This is a genomic window from Arcobacter rhizosphaerae (assembly GCF_049472155.1).
GTDB lineage: Bacteria > Campylobacterota > Campylobacteria > Campylobacterales > Arcobacteraceae > Arcobacter_B.
Genome location: NZ_JBMOVW010000013.1, coordinates 21,978 through 38,157 on the forward strand (window position 1 = coordinate 21,978; position 16,180 = coordinate 38,157).

Sequence of the window (16,180 nt, forward strand, 5' to 3'; positions counted from 1 at the left end):
ATGGGAATAAAAGTAGTAAAAAGACACGGTAAATCATTTAAAGATAGACTTTTTTTACCTGCTATTGCAGGTGGAATGAAAACAACATTAAAACACTTCACAAAAAACCTAAAAGATATTGATAATTTAAAAACTATGCAATATCCAGAAGTACAACCAGATGATCTTACTGAAAGATATAGAGGTGTTCATCGACTTACAAAATGGGAAGATGGAAGTGAAAAATGTGTTGCTTGTTATATGTGTGCAACAGCTTGCCCTGCTGAATGTATTTTTATAGATGCTCAAGAAAGATTTGATGACAAAGCAGAAAAAAGACCTAAAGAGTTTAAGATTGACCTTTTAGAGTGTGTATTCTGTGGTTACTGCGTTGAAGCTTGTCCTTGTGATGCTATTAGAATGGATACAGGAATTTTTTCTTTCACAGGTTCAAAAAGAGAAGATTTTGTTTTAGATAAACAAGCTTTAATGAAAAATGAAAGAGCAAAGGATTTAAGTGATGATTGATTTAATATTTATTGGCTTATCATTATTGGCTATTTTAGGTGCTGTAGCTATGATTGTTTATGCAAATCCTATGTATAGTGCATTAGGAGTTTTAATTTCTATGCTAAGTGTAGCTGGACTATTTGCTTTATTAAATGCCACTTTTCTTTTTTTAGTACAAATAATAGTTTATGCAGGAGCTATAATGACTTTAATTCTTTTTATTTTAATGTTCTTAAATATTAAAGAAGAGGATTTACCTAAAGAGCCTAAAAAGTTTCAAAATATAGCTATTGGTGCAGCTATCATGATTCCACTAAATTATCTAATAATTAGTGCAGTATCAAAACTACCAAAAAAAGATTTAAATATTACAAATACAGATTTTGGAGATATTAAACCTATAGGTATTCAACTTTTTGATAACTGGCTGGTTGCTTTTGAACTTATTTCTATTCTACTTTTGATAGCCCTTATAGGTTCTGTAGTACTTGCAAAAAAAAGAAAATCAAAAATACATAATCAAGGAGAACAATCATGATATCTTTAACATCTTATGCCTTTGTATCAATGATGCTGTTCTCACTAGGAGTAATAGGTGTTGTTGCTAGAAGAAATGTTTTTGTAATTTATATGTCAATTGAAATGATGTTAAATGGAGTTAATTTATTTTTAGTTACATTTGCTAGATATCATTTTAATATGGATCCTCAAATTATTACAATAATGGTTATAGCTATTGCAGCAGCTGAAGCTGCTATTTTTTTATCAGTAATTATACTTTTATATAGATCAAGAAAATCGCTAGATTCAGATATTTTCACATCTTTATCACAAGGAGAAAAATCATGAATACATCACTTTTAGTATGGATTATTTTATCTCCTTTATTAGGTTCAATTCTACTTGGAGCTTTATATTTTTATCATGTAAAAAGAAAAGCTATATCAGAATTAACTTTTAGTTTAATAGGATGTATCACACCTCTAATCTCTTTTTTAATAACTCTTAGTTTATTCCTACAAATGAAAGAAGAGAATGTTATTTTTAAACAACATTTATTCACTTGGTTGAATATTGATAAGCTAAATATAGAAATGGCTTTTTTAGGAGATAAGCTATCTATTTTTATGGCAATGTTCGTAACGTTTGTTGGATGGTTAATTCATATTTATGCAATAGGTTATATGAGAAAAGATAATGGATTTGGTAAATTCTTTGCCTATTTTAATCTCTTCTTAGCTTCTATGCTTATTTTAGTTCTTGCAGATAATCCAATTATTTTATTTATTGGATGGGAAGGTGTTGGAGTTTGTTCATATTTATTAATTAAATTCTACTATGGTAAAAAAGAGAATATTATTGCAGCAAATAAAGCTTTTATAGTAAATAGAGTTGGTGATTTTGGTTTCTTACTTGGAGTTGTAACACTATTTTTTGCTTTAGGAGGAGTTGATTTATCTTTTGCTTCATTAGAAAGTAATATTACAAATGCTTCGAGCGAATTATTAGTTTTATCAGCTTTCTTATTATTTGTTGGTGCAATGGGGAAATCTGCACAAATTCCTTTATATGTTTGGCTTCCAGATGCAATGGCTGGGCCAACTCCTATTTCAGCACTTATTCACGCAGCAACTATGGTAACTGCTGGCGTATATATGGTTGCTAGATTTCACTTTTTATATGTAGGAGCTGAAGAGATAGGATTGTTTATAGCTTATATTGGTGCATTTTCTGCTCTACTTGCAGCTATTATTGCTACAAAACAAACTGATATTAAAAAAATTCTAGCTTACTCAACAATGAGTCAATTAGGTTATATGTTTATAGCTGTTGGACTAGGTTTTTACTCTGCTGGACTTTTCCATGTATTTACTCATGCTTTCTTCAAGGCAATGTTATTTATGGGAGCAGGTGGAATTATTATTGCCCTTCATCATGAACAAAACATATTTAAAATAGCTCAACATAGAGCTTCATTACCTATTATTAAATTTACATTTTTAATTGGTGTTATTGCTATTTCAGGAATTCCATTCTTTTCAGGCTTTTTCTCAAAAGATGCAATCTTAGCAGCAGCTTTCCAAGAAGGACAATATTTAATATGGGCTATTGCTTTAGGAACAGCTTTTTTAACAGCTTTTTATATGTTTAGAATGTATTTTATTGTTTTTGTAGCACCAACAAAACATAAAGTTCAATATGTTTACACATCTAAAACTATTACAATTCCTTTATTACTATTAGCTATAGGTGCTGTATTTGCAGGATATTTAAATCTTGCACCAATTTTTGGAGGAGAAGCTCAAGTTGATACTTGGTTAGCTCAACTAAACTCAAAAACTATTCAGATGAGTCATGCTCTTGAATGGATTTTAATTGTAATTTCAGTTCTTGTAGCAGTAGCTGGTATTGTTGTAGCATACAAAAAATATGCTAATTTTAATGTTGAGAAACCAGAAGAAGAAATTGGTCTTATTGGAAATAAATTTTATATTGATGAAATGTATGATTCAATATTTGTAAAAACATCAAAAAAACTATCTGTATTTATAGATAAAATATTAGATGATAAAATTATTGATGCCTTTATAATGAATTCTTCAAAAACATTTATAAATATTGGTAAAAAAGTCGCAATGATACAAAATGCAAACGTAAGATTCTATGCAGTGTTTATGCTAATTGGTATGACTTGTATATTTATCTACTTAATTAATACACTAGGATTATAGTATGAGTTCTGATATTCTTTCATTTATTATATTTTTACCTGCTGTTGTAGCATTTGGATTAATGCTTACAACAAGAGATGTTAATACAATTAGAAATATCGCATTTTTAACAACTACTGTTATTCTAGCTTTAGTTTTAAAAATCTATATTGAGTTTGAACCAAGTTCAGGTATGCAATTTGTAACAAATGTTCCATGGATTAGTACTTATGGAATTAACTATTATATTGGATTAGATGGTTTTTCACTTACTATTTTAATGATGATTGCTATTTTAATTCCAACATCATATTTGCTACTTTGGGAAGGTAAAACAAAAGGTTACTGGATAAATATGCTTTTAGTTCAAACAGGTGTAACAGGAACATTACTTTCACTTGATGTAGTACTTTTCTATTTTTTCTGGGAAGTTATGTTATTACCTGTTTTCTTACTTATTGGACAATATGGCTTTGGCAATAAAGTATTTACTACAATTAAAGTAACTGTTTACACTATGGTTGGTTCACTTCTAATGTTTGTAGCTATTCTATACTTAGGTGTTGCATATCATAGTGAATTTGGAGTTTGGTCGTTTGCCTATGATGAATTAACTAAAATTTCCACTATTGGATATAGTGAAAAAGTTTGGTTATTTTTAGGTTTTCTAGCAGCTTTTGCCATTAAAATACCTATTTTTCCTTTACATACTTGGATAATGGAAACATATAAGAATGCTCCTACTGGTGCAGTTTTCTTATTATCTTCAATCATGGCAAAACTTGGGGTTTATGCTATTGTAAGATTTATGATTCCAATTTTTCCTGATATTTACGTAGAGTTTTCTGCTTGGTTTGTTGCTATTGGTTTATTTGGTTTAATTTACTTTGGAATTGCAGCACTTATGCAAGATGATATAAAAAGAATGTTTGCATATTCATCTGCATCACACTTAAGTTTCATAGCTGCTGGTATTTTTTCATTAAATGAATATGGTATCAATGGTGCCTTATATCTAATTATTGCCCATGCTATAGCAACTGGTGCTTTATTTTTATTAGTTGGATTACTTCATGAACAAACTGGTTTTAAAACTATCAAAGACTTAGGTGGTATTGCTAAACAAGCTCCAATCTTTACATTTGTTTTTGCAATTATGCTTTTTGCAAACGTTGGACTTCCAGGAACTAATGGTTTTGTATCTGAACTTTTAATTATATTTGGAATTTATGAATTTAACCATATTTTAGGTTATATCTCAGCGCTAACTGTAATAATTGGAGCTTCTTATATGTTATGGATGTTTCAAAGAGCAATTTTACAAGATAGACCAGAAAATAGTCCTATTTTAAAAATGAGAGATTTAAAAATCAAAGAAATAATTGGTCTAGCACCTTGGGTATTTTTAGTATTTTTAATGGGTATTTATCCTGAAATATTTATTGATAAGTTTGAGCCAACTGTTACTCACTACTTAAATGACATATTACATATTGGAGCAACAAAATGAGTCAATTTATTTATTTAATTCCAGCATTAACTATTCTATTAGGCGCATTATCATTGATGATAATGAGTATGTATGAGAAATATACAGTTAAAAATTTTATTATAGTTGCTTCTATATTTTTACTTATTGCTTTAGGATTTTCTTTAGCAGATTTAGGTAGTTTATATAAAGCGCAACCTTATAATGAATTATTTCACAATAGTTTAATTTTTGATTCATTTTCAAACTTTTTCAATATTTTACTAATATCTGGTACACTTTTAACTATTTTAATTGGTGAGCACTATTTTCAACATAGATCATATTTTAAAGGTGAATTCTTTTCAATATTACTTTTTGCATTATTTGGAATGATGTTATTAGGCCATTCAAACGAACTTATCACTGCTTATGTAGCATTAGAAGTTGCTTCATTTGCGGTATATATTATGGTTGGTTACAATAGTGATGATTCAAAAAGAGTTGAAGCAATATTTAAATACTTAGTTTTAGGTTCATTTATTGGAGCATTTTATTTATTAGGTTTAGTATTAGTTTATGGAGCAACTGCAAGTACTAACTTAAGTGAGATATCTACATTTATATCAACTGCAAATGATCAAAATATGATACTAGTATATATAGGTTTAACATTAATACTGTTTACTTTTCTTTTCAAAATTGCTGCCTTTCCATTTCAATCGTGGGTACTTGATGTATATAGAGGTGCACCGATGGTTATTACAGCATATATGGCATCGACATTTAAAATTGCTATCTTTTCATTTTTTATGAGAGCATTTTTACAACATCTTGGATTTACAATTGATTTTTGGGATACAATTATGTCTGTTATTATTGTTTTTACATTAGTATTTGGAACATGGTTAGCAGTAACTCAACAAATCATCAAAAAAATGTTAGCAGCTTCATCAATTGTACATACAGGTTATTTACTTTTAGCATTTATAGCATTAAGTTATAAAGATGGCCAAATTATAAATATAGAATCAGCCTATGCAACAATGTTTTATTTAATTGCTTATTTATTATCAGCACTTGGAGCATTTGGACTAGCTTCTCATATTATGTCAGAAACAAATATAAGAGTAACTTATGATGATTTTAAAGGTTTAGCAAAAGAAAGACCATTTTTAGCAGCAATGATGACAATATTCTTATTCTCTCTTGCAGGTATTCCATCTACAATAGGATTTATAGGTAAATTTTATGTATTTACAGAAGCCATAAATGCTGGATATACTGCTCTAACAATTTTAGCTATTATTGCGACTATTGTTTCAGTTTACTACTATTTTAAACTAATTGCTATGATGTATTTTTATCCAACTAAGCAAGAATGTATATCTTTAGAATTTAATGACAAAAGAGTTTCTACTTATGCAATTGCTTTTGTTGCTATATTAACTGTATTAGGGGGAATTGGTTCTGCTATTGTATTTTTTATACCAGCACTTAATATTGACCAAATTATTACACTTGCACAAGTAGCAGTACAATCATTATTTGTAAAATAATTGTATCATATTGTAACAAGACAAGTTAATTTGTTTCTATAAGTAAAATTTAATATTAACCCTACAAAAGCCCATTCAATGGGCTTTTAAACTCTCAAAAGTCTTTTATCATAAAAATATCATAAATTTATGATGTATCATATCTAATCAAAAAACAAGTACCACTTAGCTATTATATTGCTATTATTCATATAATCTAAATCACAAGAAAGGATAGGAAATGAGTGACCTAATAGAAGGTTATTTAGGTAAAACGGTTGAGGGAAGAAAAAGTAGATTACCTGCGAAGCTTGATTATCTTCAAAGTGCGACAGGATTATTCTTAGCATTATTCATGTGGGCTCACATGTTATTAGTATCATCGATATTAATTTCAGAAGAATTCATGTACAAAATTACAAAGCTTTTAGAAGCTAGTTTTATTTTTGAGGGAGGAAATCCTTTATTAGTAACAATTGCTGCGTTAGTGATTTTCATTGTGTTTATTGCACACGCAGGTTTAGGTATGAGAAAGTTACCTGGTAATTTCAAACAATACCAAGTTATGAAGGCACATGCTAAACACATGAATCATGATGATACAAAATTATGGTTTACACAAGCAGGAACTGGTTTTGCTATGTTCTTCTTAGGTTCTGTGCACTTATATATTATTATGACTAACTCTGCTGATATTGGTCCTTATGCATCTTCGGATAGAATTTGGTCTGAATGGATGTGGCCTTTATACATTTTATTACTTTTAGCTGTTGAACTACATGGAACAATTGGTCTTTATAGACTATGTGTAAAATGGGGATGGTTTGACGGAGACAATCCTAAAGAAAATAGAGCTAGACTTAAAAAAGTAAAATGGGGATTAACTGTATTCTTCTTAGTTTTAGGTTTTGCTTCATTAGCAGCATATATGAAAATCGGTATTGAACAAGTTAACAACGGTAATGTTGGAAACAAATATCAACCTACTGCAAAAGTAATGGAATATAAAATGCCAAATAAAACTATTGGAGGAATTGCATAATGAAAATTAATTACTGTGATGCGTTAGTAATTGGTGGTGGTCTAGCTGGACTTAGAGCTGCTGTTGCTGCACAAAAAAAGGGATTAAGTTCAACTGTATTATCACTTGTTCCAGTTAAGAGATCTCACTCTGCTGCTGCTCAAGGTGGAATGCAAGCTTCATTAGGTAACTCTAAAATGTCTGATGGTGATAATGAAGATTTACACTTTGCAGATACTGTAAAAGGTTCTGACTGGGGATGTGATCAAGAAGTTGCAAGAATGTTTGTACATACTGCACCAAAAGCAATTAGAGAATTAGCATCTTGGGGTGTGCCTTGGTCAAGAGTTGCAGCAGGAACTAGAGAAGCTGTGATTAATGCAAAAAAGACAACTATTACAGAAGAAGAAGATAGACATGGTCTAATTACTTCAAGAGACTTTGGTGGTACTAAAAAATGGAGAACATGTTATACAGCTGATGCAACTGGACATACTATGTTATTTGGTGTTGCAAATGAAGCTTTAAAACATGATGTTGATATTAGAGATAGAAAAGAAGCCTTATCATTAATTCACGAAGGTGGAAGATGTTATGGTGCTGTTGTTAGAGATTTAATTACTGGTGAATTAGAAGCTTACGTTGCAAAAGGTACTTGTATCGCAACTGGTGGATACGGAAGAGTATTTAGACAAACAACAAATGCCGTTATTTGTGAAGGTACAGGTGCTGCAATCGCACTTGAAACTGGTATTGCTACATTATCAAATATGGAAGCTGTACAGTTCCACCCAACTCCAATTGTTCCATCTGGTATTTTATTAACAGAAGGTTGTAGAGGTGATGGTGGTATCTTAAGAGATGTTGATGGTCATAGATTTATGCCAGATTACGAACCAGAAAAGAAAGAACTTGCTTCAAGAGATGTTGTTTCAAGAAGAATGATTGAGCATATTAGAAATGGTAAAGGTGTTCCTTCTCCTTACGGTTATCACGTATGGTTAGATATTTCTATTCTTGGTAGAGAACATATTGAAAAGAACTTAAGAGATGTTCAAGAAATTTGTCAAATCTTTAATGGTATTGATCCAGCAGATGAAGGTAAAAAAGGTTGGGCTCCTGTTCTTCCTATGCAACACTACTCTATGGGTGGAATCAGAACAAAACCAACTGGTGAATCAACTAGGTTAAACGGTTTATTTGCTTGTGGTGAAGCTTCTTGTTGGGATATGCACGGGTTCAACAGACTTGGTGGAAACTCTGTATCTGAAACAGTTGTTGCTGGTATGATTATTGGTAACTACTTTGCAGATTATTGTTTAGCTAATGATGTAAGTATTCCTACTTCAACTGTACAAAAGTTCATTGATGAACAAGATGCTTACTTAGATGAAATTCTTTCTTACAATGGTAGTGAAGATATCTTCAAAATCAAAAGAAGAATGCAAGAATTAATGGATGAAAAAGTTGGTATTTTTAGATCAGGTGAGCCATTAAAAGAAGCAGTAGAAGAATTAAAAGAATTATTAGTTAAAACTAAACATATTAGTGTTAAATCTAAAGAAAGAGCTGGTAATCCAGAACTTGAAGAAGCATATAGAGTTCCTAAGATGTTAAAAGTAGCATTATGTGTTGCTAAAGGTGCTAGAGATAGAACTGAATCAAGAGGTGCACACTATAGAGAAGATTATCTAAAAAGAGATGATGCAAACTGGTTAAATAGAACATTATGTACTTGGCCAAATGCAGATGATTTAGAACCTACTATTGAATATGCAGACTTAGATATTATGACTATGGAAATGCCTCCAGCATTTAGAGGTTATGGTGCTAAGGGTATGATTATTGAAAATGAGCTTTCTATTAAAAGACAAGATGAAGTTGATTCTATAAGAGAAAAAATGGAATCAGAAGGTAAAGATAGACATGAAATTCAAGATGCATTAATGCCTTTTGATTTACCAATGAACTATAAAGAGAAAAATGAAAGAGCAGGAGACAAATAATGAGCGTTGAAAAAGGTAGAGAAATAACTATATCAGTTCTTAAATTTAATCCAAGAAGTAAGGTTTCTAAACCTCACTTCGTAGACTATAAACTAGAAGAGACTCCAGGTATGACTCTTTTCATTGCATTAACAAAAATTAGAGAAGAGTTTGATCCAGATTTATCATTTGACTTCGTATGTAGAGCAGGAATTTGTGGTTCTTGTGGTATGGTAGTAAATGGAAAGCCTGCACTTGCTTGTAGAACACTTATTGCTAATTATCCAGAAGGAAAAATTCAATTAATGCCAATGCCTGCGTTTGAACTTATTAAAGATTTATCAGTTAATACTGGTAAATGGATGGACGCAATGTCAAAAAGAGTTCAATCATGGATTGTTGATAATGGTGAAGAAGTTGATATTGCTAAAATGGAAGAAAGAATTGATCCAGATGTAGCAAATGAAACTTTTGAACTTGATAGATGTATTGAATGTGGTATTTGTGTTGCTTCTTGTGGTACAAAACTTATGAGACCTGATTTTGTAGGACCTGTTGGATTAAATAGAGTTGCTAGATTTGAAGTTGATCCTCATGATAAAAGAACTGCTGAAGACTTCTATGAATTAATCGGTGATGATGATGGTATCTTTGGTTGTATGTCACTATTAGCTTGTGAAGACCATTGTCCAAAACACTTACCATTACAAAATAAAATTGCTTACTTGAGAAGAAAACTAGTAGCATTAAGATAAAAACAAAAGAGGAATCCCTCTTTTGTTTTATTCATTATATAAGTAGAAAAAGTTAAGTATCAAGTTTTGATATTTAACTTTTTGTATTTTAGGGAGAGATATAATGAGCTTAGCAAACGACTACTTTTTACTTTATCATGGAATAACATTTGAACAAAATTTAGATGTTGAACCAATTGATACTATAATAGATGAAGAAACTTTTTCAATTTATGCCTTAATATTAAGTGCATCAAGAAAAGAGTATGAAAAATTTTTACCTTTGAAATCCTTTGGAAAATTATGTTCAAAACTAAATGTAAAAACACCAACTAATATAAGTGAACTAAATCACTTACAACACAATATCATAGAAAATATTCAAGAAAATAAACAAAAAATATATATTGATGTACTACATAACTCTTTTGAACATCTAAATAACAATAATATATTAAATCAAGAAAACTTTAAAAAACTTAGTTCTTTATTTGACTACCAAGAACTTGATATAAAAGATGAAGCTACAAAAAACAAAGATGAAAATGAACAAGAACATAAATCATCATTTATTGAACTAAAAGCTTCTTTAGAAGAGATTATAAAAGAACTTAAACAAAATAGTTCAAATGAAGAGATAATAAAAGATTTAGATTCATCAAAAGAGTACTTAAACAATCAAAAATTCTCTATTGGTATTACAGGAGTAATGAACGCAGGTAAATCTACTATGCTTAATGCTTTAATGGGAAAAGAAATTTTAGGTAGTGCTGTTGTTCCAGAAACTGCTAACTTAACAATCGTAAAACACAATCCTACAGAAAATGCAAAAGTATTTTACTGGAACAAAAATGAGTGGGAAAGAATAGAAAACTCAGCAGCACAATTAGACTCTATGAAAGAGTATGTAAATGAAACAAATAGAATATTTGGAGATTCATTAAAAGATTATATAAAAGATAAATCAAGATATGATGAAGTTGATATAAATGATTTATCAAGTTATACATCAGCAGAAGCTAGTGGTAAAAAGTGTAATTTAGTTAAATATGTTGAATTAGGTTCAAATTTAGAATTTTTATCAGATGGAATTGAAATAGTAGATACTCCTGGACTTGATGATCCAGTAATTCAAAGAGAAGAGATAACAAAAGAGTATATTAGTCAGTGTGATATGATGCTTCATTTAATGAATGTATCTCAAAGTGCTACTTTAAAAGATGTAGAATTTATAATAGATGCCCTACTTTATCAAAATATTTCAAAACTTTTAATTGTTATAACAAGAGCTGATACAGTATCAAAAGAGCAACTACAAGAAGTTATTGAATATACAAAGTCTTCTATAAAAAGACAACTTAAAGCTCAAAATAAAGATTCTCAACTTGATTATATACTTAAAACAATTAAGTTTATTCCTATTTCAGGGAAAATGGCTTTACTTCATAGAACAGGAAGAGAACAAGAAGCATTAGAAGCTGGCTTTACTATAGAAGATACAGGTATTTTAGAAATAGAAAACTATTTAAAAGAGACTTTATTTGGTTCAAACTCTCAAAAAAGTGAACTTATTGTACAGTCTACTAAATCACAATTATTTAAAACTATTGAAAAACAAACAGCTTCTTTAAACTATGAGTTAAAACTTTTATCTAAATCAAAAGAAGAATTAAATAAAGAGTTAGAAGAGTTTAATAAGAAAAAAGTAGTAAATGAAAGAATATTTACTGCAATGAAAGAAGATATAAACTTCTACAAAAATGATGCAAAAAGCTATATAGATTCCCTTGAGACATTTTTAGAAAGTGAACTTATTGAATTACAAAATGTAATAAAACAAAGAGTTATATCAGATGTAAGATATTCATTTGAAAAAACAAAAAAAAGACCTGAAAACTCAAGAATCAAAGTTATTGTTGAAACAGCTATCAAAGATGGAATTATTGATGTAATTAGAGATTATAGATATAAATTCATTAAAAAATCACAAACTATTGGAGAACAAAGTGAACAAAAATATCATGATTTTGGTTTTTCAATAGGTCATAAAAATGATAATTTTGATGCAAGAGGTTTCTTCCAAGATGATTTTAAAACAGGTTTTTTAACTTCAAATAATGAAATTTTAATAAATCAAATCACGCAAGCAGTTTCAAAATCAAAAGAAAAAAAATTAAATGAGTTAGATAGGGAAATAGAAGGATATATAAAGGCTCAATTTAAAGCTATAGAAGAAGATATCAAAACAAAGGCAAAGAAGGTATCAAATATGTTAATTGAAAGCTTTTTCGAAACATTAAATGCTCCTTTAAAAGCCTTTGAAAACAAGCTTTTAAATGATGAAAAAATACTTCAAAATCAAATAGAAACTTTTGAACAAAATGATGCAAATAGAGCTGAACTTTCAATAGAAATTCATAAAAAAATAAAAAAACTAGATAATATGCTATCTACTATAAAAGGACTACACTAATGAGTAAAGCAATAAATATTTTAGATAATTTTATCAATGAATTTAAAGATGCCTATACTAAAAAAGAAGTAGTTTATGAAAGTGGTATAATTGGGAAAATCAAACAAGTTGAAGACAAACTACTTGATGAAAAATTTTTACCATCAAGACAATTAGAAAGAATACTAAAAAAGCAAACAAGAAGAGCTAGATATCCAATGGAAGTAGCAATAACAGGACAATTTTCAGCTGGAAAATCAACTTTCTTAAATGCTTTACTTTCAAGAAATATTTTACCAACAGGAATTACACCAGTAACTTCTAAAGTAAATTTTATTAACTATGGAGAAGAGTATAAATTAAAAATTACTTATTATTCTGGTGCACATGAATATGCTCCTATTGAGGCCATAGCTGATTTTACTGATCAAAGACAAGATGAAATGCAAGATATTAAATATCTTACACTTTATGCACCTATGGATATTTTAAAAGAAATCTCTTTTGTGGATACTCCCGGTCTTAACTCTCAATCTCAAAGTGATACAGATACAACAAGAAAAGTTTTAAGAGATGTGGGTGGTATAATTTGGCTTACACTTATTGATAATGCAGGGAAAAAATCAGAGGCTGATATACTTGATGAATATATGAGTCATTTTAAAGATAAAACTTTATGTGTTTTAAATCAAAAAGATAAATTTTCACAAGAACAAATAGAAACTACTACAAATTATGTGAAAGAAAAATTTTCAAAATATTTTGCTCAGGTTACTCCTATTTCTGCAAAAATGGCACTTGACTCAAGGGCAGCACATAAATCTGTACTTATTGAAAATAGTGTAGAAAAAGTTTTAAAAGAGTTTAAAACTGAATTAAATGAAAACTTAGATTGTACCTCATTAGAATTTTTTAGACAAAAATATGATGAATTTCAAAATGAGATAAAAGAGATTAAATACCAAGATATTACTTCAAATATGAAACTTTTACATGACTCAAATATACAAGAAGTTTTAGATTTTATAGAACATACAATAAGACCTAAAGCACAAGAATCAAAAGAGTATGCAATAAAAAAAGACTTAAAAGGTATTTGTGATATTTTAATCAAAGAGTATGAAACAATTATTGGAGTATATGATGCTTTAAGTACTATACTTAATTCTTGTGAAAATCAAGTAATTGAAGCCTTAGATAATATTCATAAAAAATACTCAAAAGAACTATTTACAATATATAATTCACTTGAATCAATTATGGAAAAAATGGCTAATGAAACATACAAAAATATTAAAAGAAAAAAAGCCTATAGGTTTGAAGAATCAAAAGGTGGTTTCTTAAAATCTGAAAAAATTGAAAAAATTGAGTATGAAACATACTGGATAGATGCTGATAATATCTATAAGAATCTATTTTATGATGATCAAAAAATAGATAAAATGTTTAAAAGATCAATTAAGCTTTTAAAAAATATTGAGTTAAATACAGATGAAGCTTTTAGAGAAGTTTATAGAATAATTAAAAATGAGGTTAGTAAATGGCAAGAACCTTATGAACTAATCAGAAAACATAGAGAAATTGCTTCTGATTTAGAGTTCTCAAATACAAGACACTTTGCAGCAAAAGTATATGAAAATGTTCTAAGATCATACCATAGAGCAATTTTAGAAAATATCTCTGCTTTAAGAAAAAAGTTTGCTTATTTTAATGGAGCATTATCATACTCTTATATTCAAACTACACAAGCCACTATTGCACACTTTGAACAGCAAATCAATGAATCAGAAGAGTTATATAAAAAAGAACCAACAAGATTCTCAATTCAACATCCTAGAGAAGATCAAATTCTTACAAAGCTTAAAGCTAATTTTGGTTTTGAAAAAATTGAAGATTTTTTAACTTCAAAAAGAAACTATTTATATAAAATTATCAAATACTCAAAAGAACAATACTTAGAAATAAATAAGGACAGAATAAACTTTGTAAGAGAAAAAGAGAATGAATATCACGAGAAAATAAAAGATTTAAAAAATATAAAAGAAGATATCTAATCTTCTTTTATTATAATTGTAGAGAGTAAATTAACCTTTCACCTCTTATCTTATCCCTAGACTCTTTTACTAATCTAAACCCAAGAGAAAATAAAGATTTAGAAGAAGCAACATTTGTTTTAGACGCAGCAGCTAAAGCCCTATTTTTACCTAAATTCTTAATCTGTTGTATTTGAGCCAAACCTATCTCTTTAGCATAACCTTTACCCCAAGAAGTTTCTTCTAAAATAAAACCTATTTCATAATCTTCTTCATCTAAATAAGTACAAGACAAAATACCTGCTAAGCCAATAATAGTTTTTGTTTGCTTTTCAAGTAATACACTAAGACCTATACTTGAATCAAAGTTTCCATGAGTACGTAGAAACTCTTCTGTTTCTTTTTTTGTAAAACCTGATGAACCAAAAGTATTTGCTACTACATTTTTATTTGAAAAAATTTTATCAAATAAAATATCAAAATCTTTTTCTTTCATAGTTCTTAAAATCAATCTATTTGTATTTAAAATTTCCATAGTTTATCTCTTATTCTTTAATTATAAAGAATTATAACAAAAAGTTTAAATATAATACCAAATGAAATATTTAAATCATTATCCCAAAAACCTACAAACACAAATTCAAGACTTATTAGATAAAAATAAACTTGATAAATATCTAATATCAAAATACCCTATTGCTCATAATATAAAATCAGATAAAGCTCTTTATTCTTATGTAAATGAGCTAAAAAATCAATATTTTAAAAAGTACCAATTATCAAAAATCCAATATGATGGAAAAATAAATGTAATAAACAATGCCTTAGGTATGCATACATTTATCTCAAGAGTTCAAGGAAATAAACTAAAAGCAAAAAGTGAAATAAGAGTTGCTACTTTATTTAAAAATACACCTGAAAAATTTTTAGAAATGATCGTAGTGCATGAATTAGCTCATCTGAAAGAAAAAGAACATAACAAGGCTTTTTATAATTTATGTACTTTTATGATGGAAGATTATCATCAAGTTGAATTTGACTTAAGAGTTTACTTAGTTTATATGGATAAGTTTGGGAAATTATATTAAACAAAATACTCTTTTTAAAAAAATACTAAAATAACATTTTAAATTAAAGAATATAGAATATATATTTATATATAATAATATCTTAAAAAATTATTAATAAGGTATATTATATGAACTATCTAAAAAAATCCATTTTACTTATCTTTGTACTACTAACTATAACTGCTTGTAGTGAAAGTAAAAGTGTAGAAATAAAAAAAAGTAATTATGATATAAAGCAATGTAATAAAGAAAGCTATACAAAAGAAGATTTAGAAGATTATAAAAGACTTGTAGAACAAGGAGAGATACAAGGGTATAACTGTATTGGTATTTATTATATGAGAGCAAAGGATTATAAAAATGCAAAAAAGTATTTTTATAAAGGAAAAGAAAAAGGAAGTTTAGAGTCTTATGCTCAAATAGGAAGCTTATATAGACACTTTTTAAATGATAATAAAAAAGCCGTAGAGTATTTTACAATAGCAGCAAATAATGGACATGGAAAAGCTGCACATAATTTAGGTGTATATTATGATAAAAACTTTGCATATAAAAAAGCTTTAAAATGGTATGAGAAGTCTTTTAATAAAGGTGACACCTATTCTCTTTTAGCAATGGCTCATGTTTATAGAAAACAAAAGAATTATGAAGAAGCTATAAAAACTTTTAAAAAAGCTGG

At 28.5% G+C, this 16,180-nt stretch carries 14 protein-coding genes; 13 read left to right on the forward strand and 1 reads right to left on the reverse strand.

The features are described from left to right. From ACH5BH_RS13875 to ACH5BH_RS13925, 11 genes are all read left to right on the forward strand, one after another. Nucleotides 1–507, forward strand: coding sequence for a NuoI/complex I 23 kDa subunit family protein (locus tag ACH5BH_RS13875; RefSeq protein WP_404308387.1), 507 nt, complete (start codon nucleotides 1–3; stop codon nucleotides 505–507). Beyond that, a complete protein-coding gene (locus tag ACH5BH_RS13880; protein ID WP_404308385.1) occupies nucleotides 500–1,027 on the forward strand; it encodes an NADH-quinone oxidoreductase subunit J family protein in 528 nt (175 codons plus the stop codon). The genes ACH5BH_RS13875 and ACH5BH_RS13880 overlap by 8 nt, the downstream gene beginning before the upstream one ends. Further along, nucleotides 1,024–1,338, forward strand: a complete 315-nt coding sequence (gene nuoK, locus ACH5BH_RS13885; protein WP_404308383.1) for an NADH-quinone oxidoreductase subunit NuoK — start codon at nucleotides 1,024–1,026, stop codon at nucleotides 1,336–1,338. Before ACH5BH_RS13880 ends, nuoK begins: the two co-directional genes overlap by 4 nt. Continuing rightward, a complete protein-coding gene (gene nuoL, locus ACH5BH_RS13890) occupies nucleotides 1,335–3,221 on the forward strand; it encodes an NADH-quinone oxidoreductase subunit L (RefSeq protein WP_423298765.1) in 1,887 nt (628 codons plus the stop codon). The genes nuoK and nuoL overlap by 4 nt, the downstream gene beginning before the upstream one ends. A 1-nt stretch (nucleotide 3,222) precedes the next feature. Continuing rightward, complete coding sequence (locus tag ACH5BH_RS13895) at nucleotides 3,223–4,710, forward strand: complex I subunit 4 family protein (protein ID WP_404308379.1); 1,488 nt, start codon at nucleotides 3,223–3,225, stop codon at nucleotides 4,708–4,710. Continuing rightward, complete coding sequence (locus ACH5BH_RS13900; RefSeq protein ID WP_423298766.1) at nucleotides 4,707–6,227, forward strand: NADH-quinone oxidoreductase subunit N; 1,521 nt, start codon at nucleotides 4,707–4,709, stop codon at nucleotides 6,225–6,227. The genes ACH5BH_RS13895 and ACH5BH_RS13900 overlap by 4 nt, the downstream gene beginning before the upstream one ends. A gap of 220 nt (nucleotides 6,228–6,447) precedes the next feature. Next, nucleotides 6,448–7,248 carry a fumarate reductase cytochrome b subunit gene (locus tag ACH5BH_RS13905; RefSeq protein WP_423298767.1) on the forward strand — a complete coding sequence of 267 codons (801 nt, stop codon included), beginning with the start codon at nucleotides 6,448–6,450 and terminating at the stop codon, nucleotides 7,246–7,248. Then, nucleotides 7,248–9,233 carry a fumarate reductase flavoprotein subunit gene (locus ACH5BH_RS13910; RefSeq protein ID WP_423298768.1) on the forward strand — a complete coding sequence of 662 codons (1,986 nt, stop codon included), beginning with the start codon at nucleotides 7,248–7,250 and terminating at the stop codon, nucleotides 9,231–9,233. The genes ACH5BH_RS13905 and ACH5BH_RS13910 overlap by 1 nt, the downstream gene beginning before the upstream one ends. Beyond that, nucleotides 9,233–9,967: a fumarate reductase iron-sulfur subunit gene (locus ACH5BH_RS13915; protein WP_404308371.1), complete on the forward strand. Its 735-nt coding sequence runs from the start codon at nucleotides 9,233–9,235 to the stop codon at nucleotides 9,965–9,967. The genes ACH5BH_RS13910 and ACH5BH_RS13915 overlap by 1 nt, the downstream gene beginning before the upstream one ends. 103 nt (nucleotides 9,968–10,070) lie before the next feature. Further along, entirely contained in the window at nucleotides 10,071–12,419 is a 2,349-nt protein-coding gene (locus ACH5BH_RS13920) for a dynamin family protein (protein WP_423298769.1), read from the forward strand. Then, nucleotides 12,419–14,452, forward strand: coding sequence for a dynamin family protein (locus ACH5BH_RS13925; RefSeq protein ID WP_423298770.1), 2,034 nt, complete (start codon nucleotides 12,419–12,421; stop codon nucleotides 14,450–14,452). The genes ACH5BH_RS13920 and ACH5BH_RS13925 overlap by 1 nt, the downstream gene beginning before the upstream one ends. A 10-nt stretch (nucleotides 14,453–14,462) precedes the next feature. On the opposite strand, the gene ACH5BH_RS13930 is transcribed toward ACH5BH_RS13925, so the two are convergent. Continuing rightward, nucleotides 14,463–14,966: a GNAT family N-acetyltransferase gene (locus tag ACH5BH_RS13930; RefSeq protein ID WP_423298771.1), complete on the reverse strand. Its 504-nt coding sequence runs from the start codon at nucleotides 14,964–14,966 to the stop codon at nucleotides 14,463–14,465. 61 nt (nucleotides 14,967–15,027) lie between these two features. On the opposite strand from ACH5BH_RS13930, the gene ACH5BH_RS13935 reads away from it, so the two are divergent. Both ACH5BH_RS13935 and ACH5BH_RS13940 read left to right on the forward strand, forming a co-directional pair. Continuing rightward, nucleotides 15,028–15,519: a YgjP-like metallopeptidase domain-containing protein gene (locus ACH5BH_RS13935; protein ID WP_404308362.1), complete on the forward strand. Its 492-nt coding sequence runs from the start codon at nucleotides 15,028–15,030 to the stop codon at nucleotides 15,517–15,519. A gap of 110 nt (nucleotides 15,520–15,629) precedes the next feature. Then, nucleotides 15,630–16,180, forward strand: a 551-nt coding sequence (locus ACH5BH_RS13940; protein WP_423298772.1) for a tetratricopeptide repeat protein, incomplete at its 3' end; no start/stop codon positions are given.

Excerpts from the sequence above, each read along its gene's own strand:
- ACH5BH_RS13875 (WP_404308387.1), top strand. The coding sequence starts at position 1 with ATGGGAATAAAAGTAGTAAAAAGACACGGTAAATCATTTAAAGATAGA.
- ACH5BH_RS13880 (WP_404308385.1), top strand. The coding sequence starts at position 500 with ATGATTGATTTAATATTTATTGGCTTATCATTATTGGCTATTTTAGGT.
- nuoK (WP_404308383.1), top strand. The coding sequence starts at position 1,024 with ATGATATCTTTAACATCTTATGCCTTTGTATCAATGATGCTGTTCTCA.
- nuoL (WP_423298765.1), top strand. The coding sequence starts at position 1,335 with ATGAATACATCACTTTTAGTATGGATTATTTTATCTCCTTTATTAGGT.
- ACH5BH_RS13895 (WP_404308379.1), top strand. The coding sequence starts at position 3,223 with ATGAGTTCTGATATTCTTTCATTTATTATATTTTTACCTGCTGTTGTA.
- ACH5BH_RS13900 (WP_423298766.1), top strand. The coding sequence starts at position 4,707 with ATGAGTCAATTTATTTATTTAATTCCAGCATTAACTATTCTATTAGGC.
- ACH5BH_RS13905 (WP_423298767.1), top strand. The coding sequence starts at position 6,448 with ATGAGTGACCTAATAGAAGGTTATTTAGGTAAAACGGTTGAGGGAAGA.
- ACH5BH_RS13910 (WP_423298768.1), top strand. The coding sequence starts at position 7,248 with ATGAAAATTAATTACTGTGATGCGTTAGTAATTGGTGGTGGTCTAGCT.
- ACH5BH_RS13915 (WP_404308371.1), top strand. The coding sequence starts at position 9,233 with ATGAGCGTTGAAAAAGGTAGAGAAATAACTATATCAGTTCTTAAATTT.
- ACH5BH_RS13920 (WP_423298769.1), top strand. The coding sequence starts at position 10,071 with ATGAGCTTAGCAAACGACTACTTTTTACTTTATCATGGAATAACATTT.
- ACH5BH_RS13925 (WP_423298770.1), top strand. The coding sequence starts at position 12,419 with ATGAGTAAAGCAATAAATATTTTAGATAATTTTATCAATGAATTTAAA.
- ACH5BH_RS13930 (WP_423298771.1), bottom strand. The coding sequence starts at position 14,966 with ATGGAAATTTTAAATACAAATAGATTGATTTTAAGAACTATGAAAGAA.
- ACH5BH_RS13935 (WP_404308362.1), top strand. The coding sequence starts at position 15,028 with ATGAAATATTTAAATCATTATCCCAAAAACCTACAAACACAAATTCAA.